Annotated in this window: 12 protein-coding genes; 2 read left to right on the top strand and 10 right to left on the bottom strand. The window is 62.2% G+C overall.

Translation table 11 applies throughout. From position 1 onward, the window contains the following. The first annotated feature begins 45 nt into the window (after positions 1-45). Together V8P86_RS11465 and V8P86_RS11470 are read left to right on the top strand one after the other, a co-directional pair. Entirely contained in the window at positions 46-3,423 is a 3,378-nt protein-coding gene (locus V8P86_RS11465; RefSeq protein WP_336327406.1) for a GLUG motif-containing protein, read from the top strand. A gap of 76 nt (positions 3,424-3,499) precedes the next feature. Then, entirely contained in the window at positions 3,500-6,403 is a 2,904-nt protein-coding gene (locus V8P86_RS11470; protein ID WP_336327407.1) for a CARDB domain-containing protein, read from the top strand. On the opposite strand, the gene V8P86_RS11475 is transcribed toward V8P86_RS11470, so the two are convergent. From V8P86_RS11475 to V8P86_RS11520, 10 genes are all read right to left on the bottom strand, one after another. Continuing rightward, positions 6,404-7,525: a citrate synthase gene (locus tag V8P86_RS11475; protein WP_336327408.1), complete on the bottom strand. Its 1,122-nt coding sequence runs from the start codon at positions 7,523-7,525 to the stop codon at positions 6,404-6,406. Between the two features lie 68 nt (positions 7,526-7,593). Next, complete coding sequence (locus V8P86_RS11480) at positions 7,594-9,072, bottom strand: citrate/2-methylcitrate synthase (RefSeq protein WP_336327409.1); 1,479 nt, start codon at positions 9,070-9,072, stop codon at positions 7,594-7,596. Positions 9,073-9,253: 181 nt separating this feature from the next. Next, complete coding sequence (cobA, locus tag V8P86_RS11485; protein WP_336327410.1) at positions 9,254-10,087, bottom strand: uroporphyrinogen-III C-methyltransferase; 834 nt, start codon at positions 10,085-10,087, stop codon at positions 9,254-9,256. After that, on the bottom strand, positions 10,080-10,364 hold the full coding sequence (locus V8P86_RS11490; protein ID WP_336327411.1) for a DUF6360 family protein: 285 nt from the start codon (positions 10,362-10,364) through the stop codon (positions 10,080-10,082). Before V8P86_RS11490 ends, cobA begins: the two co-directional genes overlap by 8 nt. Before the next feature lie 2 nt (positions 10,365-10,366). Next, the gene (locus V8P86_RS11495) at positions 10,367-12,130 is read right to left on the bottom strand and encodes a nitrite/sulfite reductase (RefSeq protein WP_336327412.1); all 1,764 of its coding nucleotides are present in this window, start codon (positions 12,128-12,130) and stop codon (positions 10,367-10,369) included. Positions 12,131-12,446: 316 nt separating this feature from the next. Next, positions 12,447-12,968: an HPP family protein gene (locus tag V8P86_RS11500; RefSeq protein WP_336327413.1), complete on the bottom strand. Its 522-nt coding sequence runs from the start codon at positions 12,966-12,968 to the stop codon at positions 12,447-12,449. 69 nt (positions 12,969-13,037) lie between these two features. Further along, positions 13,038-14,360, bottom strand: a complete 1,323-nt coding sequence (locus tag V8P86_RS11505) for an MFS transporter (protein WP_336327414.1) — start codon at positions 14,358-14,360, stop codon at positions 13,038-13,040. A 459-nt stretch (positions 14,361-14,819) separates the two neighbouring features. Beyond that, positions 14,820-16,934: an assimilatory nitrate reductase NasA gene (gene nasA / locus V8P86_RS11510; protein ID WP_336327415.1), complete on the bottom strand. Its 2,115-nt coding sequence runs from the start codon at positions 16,932-16,934 to the stop codon at positions 14,820-14,822. 275 nt (positions 16,935-17,209) lie between these two features. Further along, positions 17,210-17,587, bottom strand: coding sequence for an SHOCT domain-containing protein (locus V8P86_RS11515; protein WP_336327416.1), 378 nt, complete (start codon positions 17,585-17,587; stop codon positions 17,210-17,212). 56 nt (positions 17,588-17,643) lie between these two features. Continuing rightward, complete coding sequence (locus V8P86_RS11520; RefSeq protein ID WP_336327417.1) at positions 17,644-19,224, bottom strand: tryptophan--tRNA ligase; 1,581 nt, start codon at positions 19,222-19,224, stop codon at positions 17,644-17,646. Between the last annotated feature and the right edge of the window lie 101 nt (positions 19,225-19,325).

A 19,325-nucleotide genomic window follows, 5' to 3' on the forward strand; every position in this document is an offset into this window, starting at 1 on the left:
AACTAGCACAAAAGATTTAACCAAGTGTTGTTAGTTGAGAAGATAATGACGCCGCCCGGAGAGCCAGCGCTTCGACGACAGTTGTTACGAACCGGGTTCGTTACTGTTGCACTCCTCTGTGCGGTCGCAGTGGTCGGGTCGGGGCCTGCTCTCGCCCAGGAGACCGATGACAAGTCAGTCGAGTTGGCCGGGAACGGAACGGAAGAGAATCCCTACGAGATCACGACCGTCGAGGAGTTTAGTGCGATAGAGGATGATATGGACGCGCAGTACGTGCTCGAGAGGGATATAAATATCACAGAGGTAGGTTGTGCAGCGGATACAGAGGAGTTCTGTGTAATCGGGCACCCATCCAGAGAGAAGACGTTCACCGGAACCTTCGACGGCCAAAACCACACGATCGAGACACCGGATGACTCTCAGTTGGCGTATCTCATACATACGAACAACGGGACGATCCGTGACCTCCGTGTCAACCGCGAGTTAATAACTGAGGTTCAGTTACCGCTCCCATACGACCCTCCTGCTGTGGGTGTGGTCGTAGAGAACAACGGCATCGTGTCGAACGTGACCGTCGTAGGAGGGGAGTTTGGGGACGATCGCGCGGGCGGTATTGTCGGGACGAACCGCGGACGGATCGTCGGGAGCAAACTGGTCAACGCGACCGTCTGGGGTAAGGGAGGTGGGATCGCAATCTCGAACCAGAATGGAACGATTGCCGACAGTGCGGTCGTGAATGCGACGGTTAACTACGACGGCGACGCTGGAGGGATCGCGGCACACAGCCGGAACGGAACCATCGAAGGAGTTACCGTAACTGGTACGATTCACGGCACAACTGTCGGTGGCATCGTGGGGTACGCCAACGACACCAGCATCAGAGACGTGACAGTCTCGGGGACGATTGACGGAGAGACCGCCGGTGGGATCGCCGGGCAGACGACCGACGCGAGTCTCACAAACGTGACTGTCGACGCGACGGTCGAGGGAGACACGGCAGGGGGAATGATCGGGAATGCAACGGACACCCGGATCGAACTGGCGAAGACGACGGCGCGCGTCGACGGCGTCACGGCGGGCGGGTTGATCGGCGTCGCCAGCGATACGACCGTAGCCGAGACAGTCGTTGCTGGGAGGGTCACCGGTACGGGACAGACCGGCGGCATCATCGGGAGCGTCGAGATCGAGGCCGATCGGACGAGTCTGGAAGCGACCTACTGGGATCGAGAAGCAACCGGACAGCGGTACGCGAGCGGTAACCGAAGAGTGTCTGCACTCAGCAGTACGACGGAGCAAATGACAGGGCTGTCAGCCGTCGAGGAACTGAGCGAGTTAGATTTCATCACCGACTGGCGGACGACCGAAGGGTATCCCGAGCCGGCACCACTGGCTGGGAACGGGACAGCAGAAGATCCGTACGTCATTCGGACGACGAGACACCTCCTGGCACTCGGTGAGCAGCCGGACGCACACTACGTGCTCGAGAATGACATCGATGCCAGCGAGACGGCCGAGTGGGACACTCTCACCGACTACGGAACCGGCTGGGACCCAATCCATCGGTTTACCGGCGTTCTCGACGGGCAGAATCACTCTATTCGGGGACTCACGATCGATCGACCCGACCCATCACGGATCGGATTCATCGGAACCAACAGCGGAACGATCCGCGACCTCGAACTGCTGGAGCCGACCTTCGAGACGAGAGACGGAAGGAATCATGTCTGGCATTCACCGGCCGGACTGGTCGTCGGCGTGAACTACGGCACGATATCCGGGGTGACAGTTACGGATGGGTACATTATCAACCGAGAAGAAGTCGGCGGAATCGCGGGTAACAATACCAACGGGACTCTCTCGGACGTGACAGTCAGGGGGACGACAGTCGAGGCCGAAGGCACAGGTGGTGGTATCGCCGGGCAGAACTACGGTACAATCGAAGACGCACGGGTCGGAACCAGTACGATTACTGCGAGCCGAGAAGCCGGCGGCCTCGTTGGCGAGATGCCCGAGGGCCGAATCACACGCGGGTTCGTGACGGGGACAGTCTCGGGTGAGTCTGCCGGCGGTGTCGTGGGATCAGCAGGAAACGTCGCCCTTGAAGCAGTCGGAACGACGGCGACAGTTCGCGGCGAGACCGCAGCGGGTGGGCTACTCGCCGAGGCGGACGGAGTCACAGTCGTCGGTGGGATTTCGGCGGGCCCGGTGAGTTCTGAGAGCGGGCTGATGGGCGCTGTCGCGGCCGTATTCGGCAACGATCGGGACACGATGGGAACGGTCTACTTCGACCGAAACCGAACCGGACAGACCCACGCAACCGGGGGCGGAAACGGAACAGCCATCGGGCTGTCGACCGCCGAGATGATCGGCCCCGATGTCGAGTCGAAGATGCCCGAACTGGATTTCGAAGAGACGTGGATTCTGACCGACGGCTATCCTGCCCTCCGAACCGACGGTGACGCCGAGTTCCGAGAGACGGTCCGAGTTCGCTCCGCGGAACTCGCCGACAGAGTCGTCGTCAGCGGAAACGCGACCCAGTTCACGCTGACGGTCGAAAATCTCCAGTCGGACCAGACCGTCTACCGGCCCGAGGTGGTGGCCGGCAATCGCTCGCTCGATGCGGAGACAGTCGTACTGTCGCCCGGCGAGCAGCGCTCGCTCGCGACGACGGTAAACCTAACCCAGACGGGAACCATGTCGATCGGCGTCGATAGAACCCAGTACGAGACGCTCGCTGTCGTCGCGGAACCGACCCCCTCGCTCGTCGAAATCGACGCGCCGGACCGCGTCGCAGCGGGCGAACAGTGCACCATCAGCGCAGTCCTCGAAAACGCCGCTGGCGTGGCGATCAATACGACCGTCGGCTACGAGGCAGGGAACCAGACAAGGTCACGAGAGATATCAGTCGGTCCCGACGGAACGACCGCCGGATTCGATCTCGTCAGAAACGAAACCGGCGAAATTACCCACACAGTCACGGTTCGAGACGAGAGTCGGACCGCGAGCACGGAGATTCGGGAATCCCCGAGCGCCGACGTATCGAGCGTCAAGTTTCCGGAGCCGGTCACCGCAGGAGAGAAGTTCACTATCGAGGTGGCGCTCACGAACACCGGGGGCGTCGAGATGACCGCACCAGTGACACTCGAAGTCGGCGACGAGACGCTCGATCAGCGGGAGGTGAGGCTTGCGCCCGGTGAAACGACGGTCGAACTGATCCACAGCATCGACGACGAGGGAACGACCGAACTTCGTGTCGAGACGCCTGCGGATCAGCAAACGCTGCAAGTTTCGGTCGAATCAGACGGAGGATCGCAGGACAGCACCGACAGTTCGGACGACAGCGGTCCCGGATTCGGTGTCGGTGCCGCGGTCGTCGCGCTGGTGAGTCTCGTCGTCGCCGGACGGTACAGAGCGCCAGCGTAGCAAACGCCGGATTCTTGACTTTTATTTCTGTATCTCTCACAAAATATTTATGAGGGTGTTGTTAGTCAGGAATATAATGGACGAGTCCGCGCGTGTAGAATCGACCCGGCAGTTGTTTCGTTGCGTGGGGATGCTCTGTTTGTTGTGCTGTCTGGTCACCGTCGCTGTCTCGGGAACGGCTGTGGCCGACGAACGCGAGGACAGCGGCAAGTCAGTCGAGTTGGCCGGGAACGGCACGACCGAAGACCCGTACGTGGTGACGACGGTCGAGGAACTGCGAGCGGTCGAGAACGATCTCGACGCTCACTACGTGCTGACAGGTGATATCGGCACAGAAGATGGCACGGAGCCGGCGGATATGTATATCGGAGGCTACGAACGGCCGTTCACTGGCGTACTCGACGGCCGAGGGCACACGATTCGGGGCGTCGAAGGGTGGCTGTTAGGCACAAACAACGGGACGATTAGAGATCTCCGTATCGAGAGCGTCGAAGCCGAGTACGATGGAGGAACGATGTTACCGACTCGGCCGGTCGGAGTGATCGCCATGACGAACACGGGGACGATCACGAATACCACGGTTGCCGACGCGAGCGTGGATGGAAGGACCGGGGCTGGATTCGTTGTCGTTGGTGGGCTCGTTGGGGTAAACCGTGGCGGCAGAATTGCCAACAGCAGCGTCACAGGGACGACAGTGTATGGGCGTCCAGCCGGCGGAATCGCCGGCCGAATTCTCGGAGGAACGATCGAAGCCGTGGCTGTCAACGGAACAGTCAGCGGAGATCTCGCCGGCGGCATTGTCGGTGAATCGAACGGGACGACGATCCGAGTGGCGAAATCCTCGGTGACGATCAGCAGTGACGAACCGGCTGGCGGATTAGTAGGGACGGCGACAGACACCCGGATCGAGGGTTCGCTTGCTGTGAGCGAGATAAATGCCCCGACTGCGGGTGGAATCGTCGGGAACGCCAGTAACGGAATCACAGCCGAGTCGACCTACTGGGACCGAACAGTTGGTGCGCAGGCGGCCGCAGGGAACGGCTCTGTTTCCGCGACAGGGTTGTCGACGGCGCAGTTGTTCGGCGACGCGGTACGGGCGAATACCGAACTCGCCGTCCCCGACCAGTGGTGGCTCACCGACCAGTATCCGGTGCCGTCAGCAGTGATCGGGGGCGGAGAGAGAACGAGCCTCGGCAACGTGACTGTCCCAGGAGCGGGAACCGAATCGAACCCCTACGTTATCACGACAATCGAGCAGTTGCAGGCGATGAATGCCGATCTCGACGGCCATTACGCGCTCGGAAGCGATATCAATGCAAACGAGACTGCCCGATGGGAGCAGCAAAGCGAGAGACGGAGGGGGTGGATCCCAATCGGAGCGGAGACGCTCAAAGAGGCGGAGCGCTACACGGACTCGGAGGTGTTCACTGGTACGTTCGATGGCCGAAACCACACGATTCGAGGGCTCACAATCGATCGCCAAGATCCGAACCACATGGGCGTATTCGGTGTGAATCGAGGAACGATTACGGACGTGCGACTGCGTAATACAGTTATTTCGACGTACGACGGGCGAAACTATCCGTTACATCAACCCGTCGGAACGCTCGTTGGGACGAATCAGGGAACGCTATCAGGGATTACCGTCCGAGACGGGTTCGTCTGGGACAGGGATGCCGGCGGGCTCGTCGGAGAGAACGCTGGCGGCACGATTTCCGGCGTCGAAGTACAGAACGTCACCATCGACGCGAGCAACGGCGGTGGGATCACAGCTATCCACAGCGGCGGTCGGATCGAACAGGCTGTCGCGCGAAATGTAACGGTCGAGGGTGTAACAGCCGGTGGGATTGCCGGGACACAGGAGCGTGGAAGCCTCGTTGTCGCCGCCAGCACCGGATCAGTGTCCGGGAAGGTTGGAGGAGGGCTCGTCGGCGAGGGAGAGAACGGGACGATCGATCTCACCCGGACAACCGCAACGGTCGACGGCGAAGTCGTTGCAGGCGGGCTGATTGGAAACAGTTCCGGAATGGTCATCAAGCGGTCGTACGCGGTCGGTGAGACGAGTGCGAACGATACTGCAGGTGGAATCGTCGGTCGCGCAGTGGGAACCGACACGATAACGCTGTACTGGGACCGGCAGGCGACCGGTCAATCCGAAGCGACAGGTGAGGGACAGATCGTCGCGGACGGCTACCCAACTGCAAATCTCACTGGCAACGACGCCGTTCGGGCGATGGACGGATTCGATTTCGCTCGCGACTGGGAGACAACCGTCGGGTATCCAGTGTTGCAGATCCCCCGAGACCGAGCAGTCGGAGAAGGGACGATAGCGCCGCGCATCGAGGTGAAAGTCAGCGATCCGGTTGTCGGTGGAGAAATTGCTCGAATGCAGTTAGTGATCGAGAATCCCGGCGCAGGTCGAATTACGTACGATCCAGAGATTCTCGTCGGTGAGCGGGAACTCACACCCGGGCCGTACGATCTCGACGGCGGCGAGCAACAGCGGGTGAATCTCTCTTGGAACACGCGGAGTCCCGGAGCGAGACAGATCGTAATCGATGGCGAGCAGCGCGGAGAGTTCCTCGTTCGCGCCAAACCGAAACTGACGATCGCAGCGGTCGACGCACCATCGAATGTTACGGTCGGTAACCGCTTCGAGGTGATCGTGACCATTCAGAACACCGGCGGAGCGAATGCGACCGAGAGTGTCACAGGGATCTTCGAGGGAAGCGAACTGTTCAATGAACCGATATCGCTTGCCAGCGGCGAGCAGACCGAACTGACAATCACACTGATGATCGATGCACCAAGGACGAGCGAATTCGTGCTCAGGACACCAGACGACCGAACGGCGATGACGATCACTGCAAAAACAGCCGAACCAGTCGACGAGTCGAGCGCTGACGACAGCGGCCCCGGATTCGGCGTGGGTATCGCGCTGCTCGCTGCGCTGCTGTTCGCCGGTCGCGCGCGAGAGTAATCAGCGCTCGTCGAGCGGCGTCCACTCGCGGTTCCGCTCGCCCACGTACTCCGAGACAGGGCGAACGAGGCGATTGTTGTCGAGTTGTTCGAGCGCGTGGGCCATCCAGCCGCCGGCCCGCGCGATTGCGAAGGTCGGGGTGAATAGGTCGGCGGGAATCCCGACGCCGTGGAGCAGGACCGCCGTGTAGAACTCGACGTTCGTCGCGAGCGTCTGGTCGGGCTTATATGCTGCGAGCAGTTCGGTCGCGGTCTTCTCGAAATCGAGCGCGGTCTGGAAGAACGCGTCGTCGGCCGCAGTCTCGTAGAACTGTTCGGCGGCGGTCGACAACACCGCTGCGCGCGGGTCCCGAACGTCGTAGACGCGGTGGCCGAAGCCCATCAGGCGGTCGCCGGCATCGAGCGTCTCCGCGACGTGATTTTCGGGATCACCATTCGCGTGGATCTCCCGGAGCATCTCCAAGACCGGGCCCGGCGCGCCGCCGTGCAGCGGTCCCTTGAGCGTACCGACGGCTGCCGTCGCCGCCGAGACGAGATCTGACTCCGTCGAGACGACCGTCCGGGCAGTAAACGTCGAGGCGTTCAGCCCGTGGTCGATGACCGTCACGAGGTATGTTTCGAATCCCTCGACGGCTGCTTCGTCCGGTTGCTCTCCCGTCAGCATCCACAGGTAGTTCGCCGCGTGGCCGAGTTCCGGATCTGGTTCGATCGGCGCTTTGCCCTGTCGGTATCGCCAGTACGTCGCCACGATAGTCGGCATGACGGCGATGACGCGTTTTGCCGTCTCGGTTGGACTGTCCGATTCGTCCCCAAGGTCCGCCGCCGCAACGCCCATTCTGAGGGCGTCCATCGCAGGTCGACCCTCGCTGGCAGCCTCCTGCAGGAGGGTCTCGACCGCCGGCGTAATCTCCCGGCGCTGTGCCAACTCGGCGCGGATAGTTCGGAGTTCCGTCCGATCCGGCAGTCGGTCGTGAAAGAGGAGGAACAGCGCTTCCTCGTAGCTCGCCTGTGGGGCAAGTTTCTCGACGGGAAAGCCAGCGATGCGTAGCTGTCCGTTCTCGCCGTCAATGTCACTCAACGTCGTCTCTGCAACTGCGATCCCTTCGAGTCCGTGCTGGACCATACACAGAATACGGGCGTGAGTCGTGTAAGCAGCCGGAGAAGGAGCCTTCTCTAGATTCGTCGACAGCTCTACTCGGTGAACAGGCGGTCGTTGGTGACGACGGCATCGACGAGTTGTTCGCCCACCTCGGTCAGCCGGTAGCCGGCCTCCGACTGGGAGACGAAATACTCCCGCAGGGTGCGGAGGTGGTAGTTGAACCGGCCCTTGTCGCTGATCGTCGTGGCGTCGAGCAGCGCCGAGTAGGCCATCGTCTCGTCGCCGTCGTACAGTGCCAGCAGGATTTCGAGCCGACTGGGTTCTGAGAGTACGTCCAGTGTCTCCGTGATGGGTTCGAGCGAGGGCGACCGAAGGGGCCGGGAGAGGAGTTGGTCCCCAGCAGTGTGGCGGTTTTCGACCGGCGTCCACGTCGATTTCCGGTCGCCGACGTACCGCGCAGACGGCCGGAGCAGTGGGCCGGACTGTCGCCCTTCCAGCGCGTGAGCAACCCAGCCACCGGAGCGAGCGACTGCGAACGTCGCCGCGAACAATGTGGGTGGGATGCCGACGCTATCGAGAATGGCTGTCGCGGGAAACTCGACGGTGATCTCGGGACGCTGGCTCTCTCCAGCCGAATCGCCCTCTTCGCGGCCTCGTGCGCCGGATTCGAACACCTCGCCAGCGGCCGATTCGAGTTCGCGGATGGTTCGGTGCACCTCGCTTGCGTCTTCGGGATCGTACCGTTCGAGCGCCGCCGAAAGCACCGCGACACGGGGGTCCCGGGTTCGGTAGACAGGGTGGCCGAATCCCGGAACGGCGCCGCTGGCGGCGCGATCACGGAGCAGGGGTTCGGGCTGCTCGGCTGTCCGTGCCGCAGTCAGTAACTCGAAGGCCTCGGCAAATCGCCCCGCGTGGCGGTCGCCTTTCAGCGCGCCGACGGCCGCCGTCGCCGCCGAAACGATGTCAGAATCCGTCGAGACGGTGGTTCGTGCCGCGAACGACGACGCGTCCAGCCCGTGTTCGAGCAGTGTCACACAGAGCGTTTCGAGCGCGTCAGTCTGCGAGGTGGTCGGGTTCTCGCCGGAGAGCATCCACAGGTAGTTCGCGACGTGGTCGAGCTCTGGATCGGGCTCGATTGGCTGCTCGTCCTGGCGGTATCGCCAGTACGTCGCGACGATCGTCGGGACGACGGCGACGACGCGTTTGGCCGTCTCCCGTGGTTCGGTTGCGTCGACTCCGAGGTCTGCTGCGGCCAGTCCCCCTCGCAGGGCAGCCATCGGTTCAACGTCGCTGTCGGCCCCGGCCCGGAGAGTGTCCCGAACTGGCTCTGGGAGTGAGCGGTACTCCCCAAGATCCGACCGGAACTGAGCCAGTTCCTCGGCGGTCGGCAAGCGGCCTTCGAGCAGAAGAAAGACCGCTTCCTCGTAGGTCGCGTTCGCCGCCAGCGTCTCGACCGGATAACCGCCGATGAGCAACTCTCCAGTGGGATCGAGACGGCTGAGATTCGTCTGGGCGACGGTCGTATAGGCCAGTCCCGGATCGTACATCCCGGGAGCGTCCTCGGATGTCATCTGTCAGCCCCGGACGGTGGGTCCCCCTCCCAGCGAAGTCGGGTCGGACACCACACGCCGTCTGATGATCCATCGGCACCGAAAGTGAAAGTTGCGTCGGTCATACTGGTGGCTGTAGATTCGTAACGATATTCGACGCCACAGGAGATCGAATTTCGTCAGCGGCTTACAGCCACCAGTCTCAGTCGCCTTCGATCTGTGAGTACTGGTCGGTCGTGATCAGTTGCCGATCGAGTGACTGCATGCAGGCGTCGATTGCCTCCCGGACATCGACGACATCGCCGACCAGCGTCACCGCCGGTGGTGAAAGATCCGCCCGCTCGGCCCGGTCGGTGATGGTCGCAACCGTCCCGGTGACCACTGTTTGATCCTCGTAGGTTGCGCGTTCGATCATCGCAACGGAAGTCTCGGGATCGAGGCCCGCCGACTCCAGTGCCGCCATGTTGTCCGGCAGTCTGCCGACCCCCATGAGAATCGAGAGCGTTCCGCCGGCGGCGACCGTATCAGCCAGCGCCGCCCAGTCCAGCGCGCTCTCCGGTTTGGTGGGGTCCTCGTGGCCGGTGACGACCGTCAGCGCAGAGGCGTGCTCGCGGTGAGTGACCGGAATGCCTGCGACCCCCGGCGCGGCGATGGCGCTCGTAACACCGGGGACGATTTCGCAGTCGACGCCGGCCTCGGCCAGTGCCTCGGCTTCCTCGCCGCCCCGGGCGAAGACGGTCGGATCCCCGCATTTCAGACGGACGACGCTCGCGGGTTCGCTGGCCGTCTTGACCAGTAGTTCGTGGATCTCCTCCTGGGTCGTGCGCTGGCCGTCGGGGCCAGGCCGTTTACCGACATCGACCAGGCGGATCGTCGCTGGAATCGAATCGAGCAGTTCCTCGTGGACGAGCGAGTCGTGAGCCACCACGTCGGCGCTGTCGAGCAATCGGCGGGCCCGAACCGTCAGCAGTTCGGGGTCACCCGGTCCGGCACCGACCAGATAGACGGTCCCCGGGAATGCCTCGGTCTCACTCATTTTCGATCTCCTCCTCCACGCGGTCGGCGACCTCCCGAAGCGTCGAGGCGAGCGTCCGGGCCTGGTCGGGGAACAGTTCGACGTGGTCGGCGTGCTGGTCGAGTCGGTCCACGTCGGTCGGGTCGAGTTCGGTCGACAGCCGAACGACTCCCTCCTCCTCGTCGGGTTCCACGTCGAGGACGACGACACCGTCTTCTGCCCAGTCGATTCCCGAGGCGCCGCCCTGCAGATAATCGAATGTGGTGTACGCCGTTACGTCCAGCACTCGGTGGCTCATGGTCAGTCATCCGCCGAAATCGGCGTGCCGTCAGGTTTGGTGGGGGCGGGACTGTCATCCTCGGCGAAAGGATACCACGCCTGTTTGGCGTCGGTCAGACAGGCGTCTTCGTAGTCGCTCTCTTTTGGCTCCGTCATGTCGGTGAGCGCCTCGACGCCGAACTCCTCGACCCACTCGCGGAACGGTTGGCCCTCGTCACGATGGGCCGCGAACGCCTCGGCGATCTGTTTGATCAATGCTGGTGCTTCGTCGGCCGGGACGCGCTGGTGGACCCACTCGATGAAACTCGGCTCGGTACCGATGCCGCCGCCGACGCCGATGTCGAGTGCCTCGACCATCTCGCCGTCCTTGCGGGCGCGCATCCCCTGGAGGCCGATATCGGCGGTCATCGCCTGTCCGCAGTCTGCCGTACAGCCCGAGTAGTGGATCTTGATCCGATCGATGTCGTCGGGCAGATCCGTGTTCGCTCGCAGCCAGCGCAGCGTCCGAGCCATCCGCACTTTGGTTTCGGTCAGCGCAATCGAACAGAACTCCGTGCCCGTACAGGCCTGTGCACCGCGGACGAACGGGCTCGGTTCGGGGGTATGCTCTTCAAGCAGCGGCTCGGAAAGGAGCGGCGCAATGTCTTTGTCGGGAACGTCCATGATGATCGGATTCTGCCGGCGGGTCAGCCGGACCTCGCCGGAGCCGTACTCCCCGGCGAGATTCGCGAGGGCAATCGCTTCCTTGGCGGTGAGTCGGCCGACCGGGACGCTCAGGCCGACGTAGTTGAGGCCATCGCGCTGTTCGTAGACGCCGACGTGGTCGTGCGGGCCTTCGTCGGCGGGCTTGCCAGCGTTGTAGGTGTACTCCTCGCGGAAGTGCCTGCCTGCCGACTCGAACTCGAAGTCGAGGCGATCATCCAGGTCCACACGAATCTTGTCGGTGCCGTGTTCGTCGACGAAGAATCGAGCGCGGTTTTTCGAGCGGTTCTGGCGGTTGCCGTGTTCGTGGTAGTATTCGACGAACTCCCGGACCGTCTCGACGGCCTTCTTCGGCGGGATGAACAGATCCAGCGGGCGAGCGCGACGTGGTTCACGGCCGCCGAGACCGCCGCCGACACGGACGTTGAATCCTTTGCGGATCCTGCCACCGTCGTCTTTGTAGGCTGGCTCCAGCCCGATATCGTTGATCGAGTCCTGCGCACAGCCCTGCTTGCAACCCGACACCGAGATGTTGAACTTGCGGGGCATGTTCGCGAGGTCGTCGTCGTCACGGATCGTCTCCTGAATCTCGTCGAGAATCGGCCGGGACTCGATGAACTCCTCGGCCTTACCGGCGACCGGACAGCCCGAGATGTTGCGCATCGTGTCCCCGCCCGCCGAACGAGAACTCACGCCGACGGATTCGAGTTTCTCCCAGATCTCGGGGATATCTTCGAGATTGAGCCAGTGCAACTGGATCGACTGCCGTGTCGTCAGATCGATCCAACCGTTGCCCCACTCGGGGTTGTCCGCCGGCCCAGTCGCGTACTCACGGGCGACTTCGCCGATGGCGCGCAACTGATCCGGCTCAAGCACGCCCCCACAGTTGGTCAGCCGCATCATGAAATACGACTCTTGGCCGGACCGTTGATGGAAGACACCCCAGAACTTGAACCGAGAGAACCACTCCTCGCGCTCCTCCTCCGGGATGGAGTCCCAGCCGCGCTCGGCGAACTCCTCGAGTTTCTCCCTGACCGCATCGCCGTACAGCTCGTCTTTGATCTCCTCTTTGTTGTGTGGCATGAATACTCACCTGCGTACTAGATGTCCAATTTTTCCGCGATCCGCTTGCGCTTCGGACTGTAATTCACATCTTAGTATCGGGTATCGAAAGCATAAAACACTGACCGTTTAAATAATCAAGAACGAAGGACCCTCGATGAACGACTGTCCGATATAAGGACATGTGCAATGAATATTAGGGGATTCCATCTCGAATTTTCCGCGGGAGAATTGAGGGCTTGTCAAATTTTTTGTCTTCTGAGTGATGGTATTGTCGCTGAGCGGAGCAGAGAGTCCGCGGGGCAGCGCGCGCGAGAACGAGGGGTGTCCGTTCAGTTCACGCGCTGGACGAGTCGAGCAGAGGATGAGAGTCGCCGACCAACCACGCGAAGGCGGCCAGGACGGCGGCGTGAAATTCGACGAGGATAACGACGCTGGCGAGAATGATACCCACCTGTGCGGGCGTCGAGAGCAGTCCGAGCGAAACGATCAGCGTCGTCGCGCAGGCCGGGGCGTGAATCGTGTCGGTGGCGATCATCGCCCAGCTAGTCACCATGATCGAGATGGTCGCGCTCGCCGCGAGGCGGAGTCCCTCGACGGAGTACGCCGGCGGTGTCGCCGTGAGCGAGATGCCGGCAGCGAGCAGGCTCCACGCGAGAAAGCCGGCGACCCCGCCGATGAGGTGGCTCCCGACGATGCGGTAGGTAAGGGTCCGCTCGCTCTGGCGCTCGAAGGCGAGAATGAACGCGGAGGGACCGAGACTGGGGAAGATGAACGGCTGGCCGCTGGCCCACGCAATCGTCCCGAGGACGGTGAAGAGGAGGCCAGCATACAGACTCGTTCCGACTCTGCGTCGCACAGACGCAGGTGTGGTATCGGGCAATAAGTGCGCCGCGGTTTCGCTCGAAAAGAGACGGTACTGTGAGGCTCAGTCGTCGGCCGGCACGGAGGGCGTCGAGGCGGGTTCTTCGTCGGCGACGACCCAACCGTTCTCCGTCGCCACCTCGGCGATGTGCGGCTGGAAGATCCATGCGGCCAGCACCAGAATCGGAATCATCGTCACCGCGGCGACGGCGTAGCCGAGATGGAGGTTTGGCAGCAGCGCCGAGGAGAAAATGAGCGGGTAGAATACGCCGCCCGAAGAGCCGATTCCGCCGACGATTCCGGCGACACTGCCGGAGTCGTCCGGGAACATCGACGGGACCTGTGCGAAGATTGCCCCCTCCGCGAAGGCACAGCCGAGTCCGACGCCGAAGGCCGCGACGACGGCGAGCACGATATTGCCGGTCAGGCCGGCAAGCGTCATTACGAACATCGCGAGGACGACGTAGACCAGCGTCACGAACGTCCACTGGTTGCGGTGTTCGCCCTCGAACCGAGAGATGATGTCCCACTCTTTGCGCTGGAACACGTCGCTCATGTAGCCGCCGATCGGTCGAAGGAGACCCGCAGCGATCGAGAAAGTCGCGGCGAATGCCGCAGCGATCTGGAGTCGTCCTTCGCCGAAGGCCTCGCGGTAGTACGTCGACAGCCAGCCGTTCATCGCCAGTTCGAGGCCGAAGGTCATGACGTAGGCGACTGCGAGAACGACCGCACCGTATCGGGTGGCGACCCAGAGCCACTGTCTGAACGTAACTCCCTCCTTCGTGGCCTGCCGTTTCTGCTGGCTCTTGGCGGCGTCACCGACGAGATAGTAGACGACGGCCACGACCAGCGCTGCAACGCCAGTGTAGAAGAACGCAGCACGCCAGTTCGTCTCGAACAGCGGGCCGCTGTAGCCCGACCCGAACAGCGCCGGCAATAGGAGCAGCGAACCGAGGCCCGCTCCGGCGTTGCCGACACCTGCGTAGATTCCCTCGGCCAGTCCGAGATTCTCCTCCTCGAACCACTCGGAGACGTGCGCAATACCGATGACGAAGGTGATCCCGGCGAGTGACGCGATGATCCGTGCGGTGATAAAGACCTCGTAGGTCTGAGTGAACGCCGAGGCGATTGCGGCCAGTCCGACGACCACCATCGTCCAGAAGACAGTGGTGGGAGCACCGTACTTGTCGGTCAACGGACCGATCACGATCCGGCCCAGCGGAACCGCAATGATCGCCGCGCTGGCGACGATGCCGAGTTCGGCGACCGAGAGCCCGAACTCCTGAGCGATTCCGTCAGTGTAGGGAGCGAACGAAAACCAAATCGTAAACCCGAGGTTAAACATCACCGTTGCGAGTATAAGGTTCTTCCACTTCCCAGAGATCATGACTGACTCACCACCGTCTCGCAGTCGTATCCGTACAGGCCGCGTTCGTAGATCGTTACCTCTGCTTTACGATCGATCATAATTATCCCATTCTGGAATACGCTCGTCTGCATTTTTCACCTGAATAGTTTTGATACACCCATAAAACTGTTCTCGTTAACAAATATCCAATCTTAGGCACTGGAATACCCAGATGCAGGTAATCTTCGGTCAAATATAGAGTCCTTAAGGAGATCTAGCGTCAAATTCCATCGCCCATTTCAAAACATTCATTCAGAAAATGGTGGACAAAGTTCCACCGAGCCACAGGAAGGTGAGTTGCGGTCGGCGAAGGATGCGCGCGATATCGTCGTCGAGAGAGTCTGAAATTCTGCTCTCTCGGGATTTCGGACTGGGAATTCGAAGACAAGTGGAAGGAATTGGAGGTTCGTCAGCGATCAGTCACCGACTGTGGGGAACTCAACTCGACGTGTCGGGTTCCTCGAACCGGACCGCACACTGTTTGAAATGCGGTTCGTCGGACTGGGGATCACGGTCAGGGAGTGTCAGTCGGTTGGTCGCCGGGTGGTGGATCGGCAGCCAGACCATCCCCTCGGGGACCCCTTCGTCGGGGTCGAGTTCGACCGTCGCACCGCCCCGTCGGGAGGCGATCCGAGTTCGTCCATCGGTGACGGACTCCTCGTGTGTGGCGATCGTTTCGGGATGAATCCGGGCGACGACGGGATCCGGATCGTCGACGGTTCGGGACCGAATTCCGGTGTTGTACCCGTCCGCTTCGCGGGCGGTCGTCAGCGTGAGCGGGTAGGCGTCGTCGGTGGGTTCGGGAAGCGCTCCCTGCCCGGCGGTCGAGAACTGAGCGTTGCCAGTCGCAGTGGGGAACGACCACGAGGGGGTCGCCGTGCCGCCGTCAGTGACAGCGCTGTCCGTACTGCCCGCAGCGCTCGGATCCGCAGGCTCGTAGTACCGGTAGCCGCCGGCCGACTCCTCGTCCGGTGCGGGCCACCGGACAGCGAGATTCTCTTCGAGTCGTTCGTAGGAGATCCCCGAACAGTCCGCAGGCGTCCCCTCGGTGAGCGCCGCAAACTCCTCGAAGACGGCCGCTGGGTCGGGTCGGGCGGTGTCGATCAACTCGGGGAACAGTCGGTTGCCGATGGTGGCGATGAGAGCCAGATCCGACCGGACGCCGCTGGGGGCCTCCGTCGCCGCACGGACCCGGGAGACTGTCCGTTCCATGTTGATCGCCGTCCCTTCGGACTCGCCCCACGTCGCCGCGGGCAGAACCACGTCGGCCAGTTCGGTCGTCTCTGTGTGGAAGGCGTCCTGGGCGATGACGAAGGCGTCGTCGAGTCGGTCGGTCGCCTGCTCGGCGTCGGGCATCCCCGCGACGGGGTTGGTCGCGACTGTCCAGATCACGTCAATATCGTCTTCGACCGTTTCGAGCAGGCCGACTGGACCCGGACCGGTGTCGTCGGGGAGACGATCAGTCGGAACGCCCCACTGTTCGGCCATGAACTGGCGTTCGTCGGGATCCTCGAAGGGGCGGTGCCCGGGCCAGGTGCCCTTCGAGGAGCAGACTCGCGTGCCCATCGAGTTGGCCTGGCCGGTCAGCGAGAAGGGGCCGCTGCCCGGTTCGAGGTTGCCGGTGGCGAGACAGAGATCGATCAGCCCGCGGGCGGTTTCGGTCCCCTGAACGTGCTGGTTGATACCCATCCCCCAGTAGATGAGCGCGTCTTCGTCCAGCGCACTCGCGAGCAGTTCGAGATCTCCTTCCGACACGTCGGCCGCTTGGCGGGCGGCCTCCGCGTCGGGCAACGAGTCGACGAGTTCGTCGAAGCCGTCAGTTGCCTGTTCGACGAACGCCTCGTCGATCCGGTCGGTTTCGAGGAGGCGGGCCAGGACGGCGCGAATCAGTGCGAGATCCTTCCCCGGCGCGAGCGAGACGTGCTGATCGGAGTTTTCTGCGGTTTCGGACCGAACCGGATCGACGGTGGTCAGTTCGACGCCATCCTCACCGGCGGCCTGCTTGATCCAGCGGAACATCACGGGATGAGCGACGGCGGGGTTGGCACCCCAGACGATGTGCCGGTCAGCGTCGGAGATATCGTCGTAGGTACACGGCGGCGCGTCGCTGCCGAAGGCCTGATAATACGCAGTGACGGCGCTTGCCATGCACAGCGTCGTGTTCGCGTCGTAGTATCGCGTGCCGAACCCGCCGCGGGCGAGTTTGCCCAACAAATAGGCGGCCTCGTTGGTCTGTTGACCGCTGCCGAGGATGCCGATGGCGTTCGGATCGGATTCGTGAGCATCACGGAGCGCTTCCAGCGCGGCATTGAGCGCCACGTCCCACGTCGTGCGGACGAGGTTGCCGTCACGGCGGACCATCGGCTTGGTAAGCCACTCGCCGTCGGGATCCTGGCTCTCCTCGATCCCGCGCGAACAGGCCAACCCGCGGTTGACTGGGTGGTTCACGTCTCCGCGGGCGATGTCGATGCCGACCCCGAGATCCGGAGACTGATGCAGGTGGCCACAGCCGACGGCACACCGCATGCACGTCGTCGGGACCCACTCGGTCACGTCCGGTCACCTCCGCGCCGAACTCGGGAACTGGTCGAATACAGTCGAAGACGGTGCGAGAACCGACCACGTCGACAGCTGGGGACTTCGATCATATGTCGTTCTCTATCTACACGTGTAAGCTGTTGTCCATTCGTGTAAATCTTGCTCTCTTGTCCGCAACACTCACAGATTACTGTTCAGAATGCACAAGAAAAGGAACCCAGATCGGAATAATATTGGACAATCATCCACTAAAAATTCGAGTCGGCAACTCAGGAGAAGAATACCAGTTGCTATCTGCGTTCGCGCTGGAGTTCGCGGTCGATACTGTCCATCTCGCGGTTGCTGAGTTCCCGTTCGAGGCCCCGCTCCAGTTCTCGCTCGGAGATTTCACCGCTCGCGTACTGGTCGCGGAGTCGTTCGACTGGGTCCCGTTCGCGCACGCGCCGCATCCGGTCTCGTGACTGGGTTGGTGCTCGCTCGTCGGAACTGACCAGCCCGTAGAGTTTGTAGGTTCCGTAGCCAGCGGTAAGTAGCAACGCGACGGTGAGCGTCATTACGATGGTCGACCAGACGATCGCGAGCGCAGCGAAGACGGCAGAGACGACGAGTTGGACCGCGAAGAGAGCGCCGAGAAAGGCGGCGACGTACAGGGCGAGCTTTCTGGCCATACTCACTATTCGGTCCGAGTGTCAAAAAACGCTGTGCGCTCAAAGGTTGCCGACCGTCACCGACCGGAGTCGAACTCGATATCGAGTTCGTCGAGTTTCTCCGCCCACTCCTCGCGTTTCTCTTGGTGGTCTTCGAGAAAGTCCTCGATGAGTTCGGCGGCCTGTTCCTTGCAGCCACCACAGAGCCGTTCGCCGCCAGCACACTCCTCGTAGACTTTCATCGCGAACTCGTCGTCGTCGCCTGCGAGCAGATAGGTATAGAGTTCGTAGACCGGACACTCGTCGGGTTTCCCACCGAGTTCGCGCTGTTTTTCTGCAGTCTCACGACCGCCGGTCGTCGCGGCTTTGACCTTGTCGTAGCCGTCTTCGGGGTCGTCGAGTAGGCTGATGTGGCTGGCCGGAATCGACGAGGACATCTTCCCGCCGGTCAGCCCGGTCATAAAGCGGTGATAGATCGACGACGGCGGGAGGAAGCCGTAGCCGTCGTACTCGAGTTCCACCTCGCGGGAGAGTTCCTCCGCAGCCTCGCGGTCGAGGTCGAAGGCGTCGATGTGCTCGTCATAGACCCGTTTCTCGCCGTCGATGGCTTCGATCAGCCCCTCGAAGGCGTCTTCGGTCGCGTTGCGGTCGACGAAGCGAACGCGAGGCCGGAGCGGTTCCTTGCCGGCCTCGTTGCACATGGTGATGAGGCTATCGAGCGTCGTCGCAGTCACGTCGGTCGCGCCGGGTTCGCGCTCGTTTTCCAGATAGGTTGCGGCGTCGGAACACCGGATCGTGTCGTCGGGGTGGCGCTCGGTGAGCGTCTCGTAGGCGTCGGCGAGCAGTTCGCGTTCGTCCGCCGTGACCTCGAAACTCGCGTAGGCTTCGGTGACGCCGAAATATCGGACGCGGGCGGCGAGATCCCGGGCGAGTCGGACGTGAGGGTCCTGATCCGGGCCAACGGGGATGACCGTCGGTTTCGGCTCGTCCAGTTGCGGATAGAGGATGTCGGCCATCTGAGTGACGACCGACTGCATGTGGCTCACGTCGGTCTCGCCGTCGAAGTCGTAGATTGCTTCGAGTTCGGAGAAGTTCGCCTCGATACCCAACTCGAAAGCCAGATCCTGCACCTCGCGGTTCGTGGACTGCCGGTAGAGCGTGCCCTCCTCGGGGTCGAAGCCGAGTGCGAGCAGCGAGAGGATGTAGTTGCGGGCGTGCTCGTCGATTTCGTCCCACGTAAGCCCGCGGGCGCTGTGGGCTTCCAGATCCGCAATCAGCCCGTAGGCCTCACCACCCTGTTGTTGATGCCAGATGATCTCATCGAAGACGAGTTTGTGGCCGATGTGGGGGTCACCGGTCGGCATGAACCCAGACAGCACCGCGAAAGGGTCGTCGTTGGCCATCGCGTCGAGAACGCGGCGGTAGTCGCGGTGGCCGAAGATGACGCTGCGGCGCATCAGGTAATGTGGGCCAGGCACGTCGCCGAGAATCTCCTCGAACTCCTCGATACCGAACTGCTCGAAGAGTTTACGGTAGTCCGACACGGCGGCCGAACCCCACGGATCCAGTGCAACGTCCTCGACACCACCGTCTGTGGCGGCTACCTCCGACTCGGCGCCTCGGTTACTGGCTGACTCCTCGGCAGATTCGCGTGTCATCAATTACGCGTACTTCTGCCGAGACAGGCAAAAAGCGTTCGCCTTGTGTGTGAACCGTTCGGAGAGAAGCAACGACGGCCGAAGCAGAGACCAGTCGCTAC

This window comes from Halovenus anhuiensis (assembly GCF_037080055.1).
GTDB lineage: Archaea > Halobacteriota > Halobacteria > Halobacteriales > Haloarculaceae > Halovenus.

What these genes read in the sequence shown, in the direction of transcription:
- V8P86_RS11505 (WP_336327414.1), bottom strand. Translation starts at nt 14,360, where the DNA reads ATGATCTCTGGGAAGTGGAAGAACCTTATACTCGCAACGGTGATGTTT.
- V8P86_RS11515 (WP_336327416.1), bottom strand. Translation starts at nt 17,587, where the DNA reads ATGGCCAGAAAGCTCGCCCTGTACGTCGCCGCCTTTCTCGGCGCTCTC.
- V8P86_RS11495 (WP_336327412.1), bottom strand. Translation starts at nt 12,130, where the DNA reads ATGCCACACAACAAAGAGGAGATCAAAGACGAGCTGTACGGCGATGCG.
- V8P86_RS11465 (WP_336327406.1), top strand. Translation starts at nt 46, where the DNA reads ATGACGCCGCCCGGAGAGCCAGCGCTTCGACGACAGTTGTTACGAACC.
- V8P86_RS11480 (WP_336327409.1), bottom strand. Translation starts at nt 9,072, where the DNA reads ATGACATCCGAGGACGCTCCCGGGATGTACGATCCGGGACTGGCCTAT.
- V8P86_RS11490 (WP_336327411.1), bottom strand. Translation starts at nt 10,364, where the DNA reads ATGAGCCACCGAGTGCTGGACGTAACGGCGTACACCACATTCGATTAT.
- V8P86_RS11470 (WP_336327407.1), top strand. Translation starts at nt 3,500, where the DNA reads ATGGACGAGTCCGCGCGTGTAGAATCGACCCGGCAGTTGTTTCGTTGC.
- V8P86_RS11520 (WP_336327417.1), bottom strand. Translation starts at nt 19,224, where the DNA reads ATGACACGCGAATCTGCCGAGGAGTCAGCCAGTAACCGAGGCGCCGAG.
- cobA (WP_336327410.1), bottom strand. Translation starts at nt 10,087, where the DNA reads ATGAGTGAGACCGAGGCATTCCCGGGGACCGTCTATCTGGTCGGTGCC.
- V8P86_RS11475 (WP_336327408.1), bottom strand. Translation starts at nt 7,525, where the DNA reads ATGGTCCAGCACGGACTCGAAGGGATCGCAGTTGCAGAGACGACGTTG.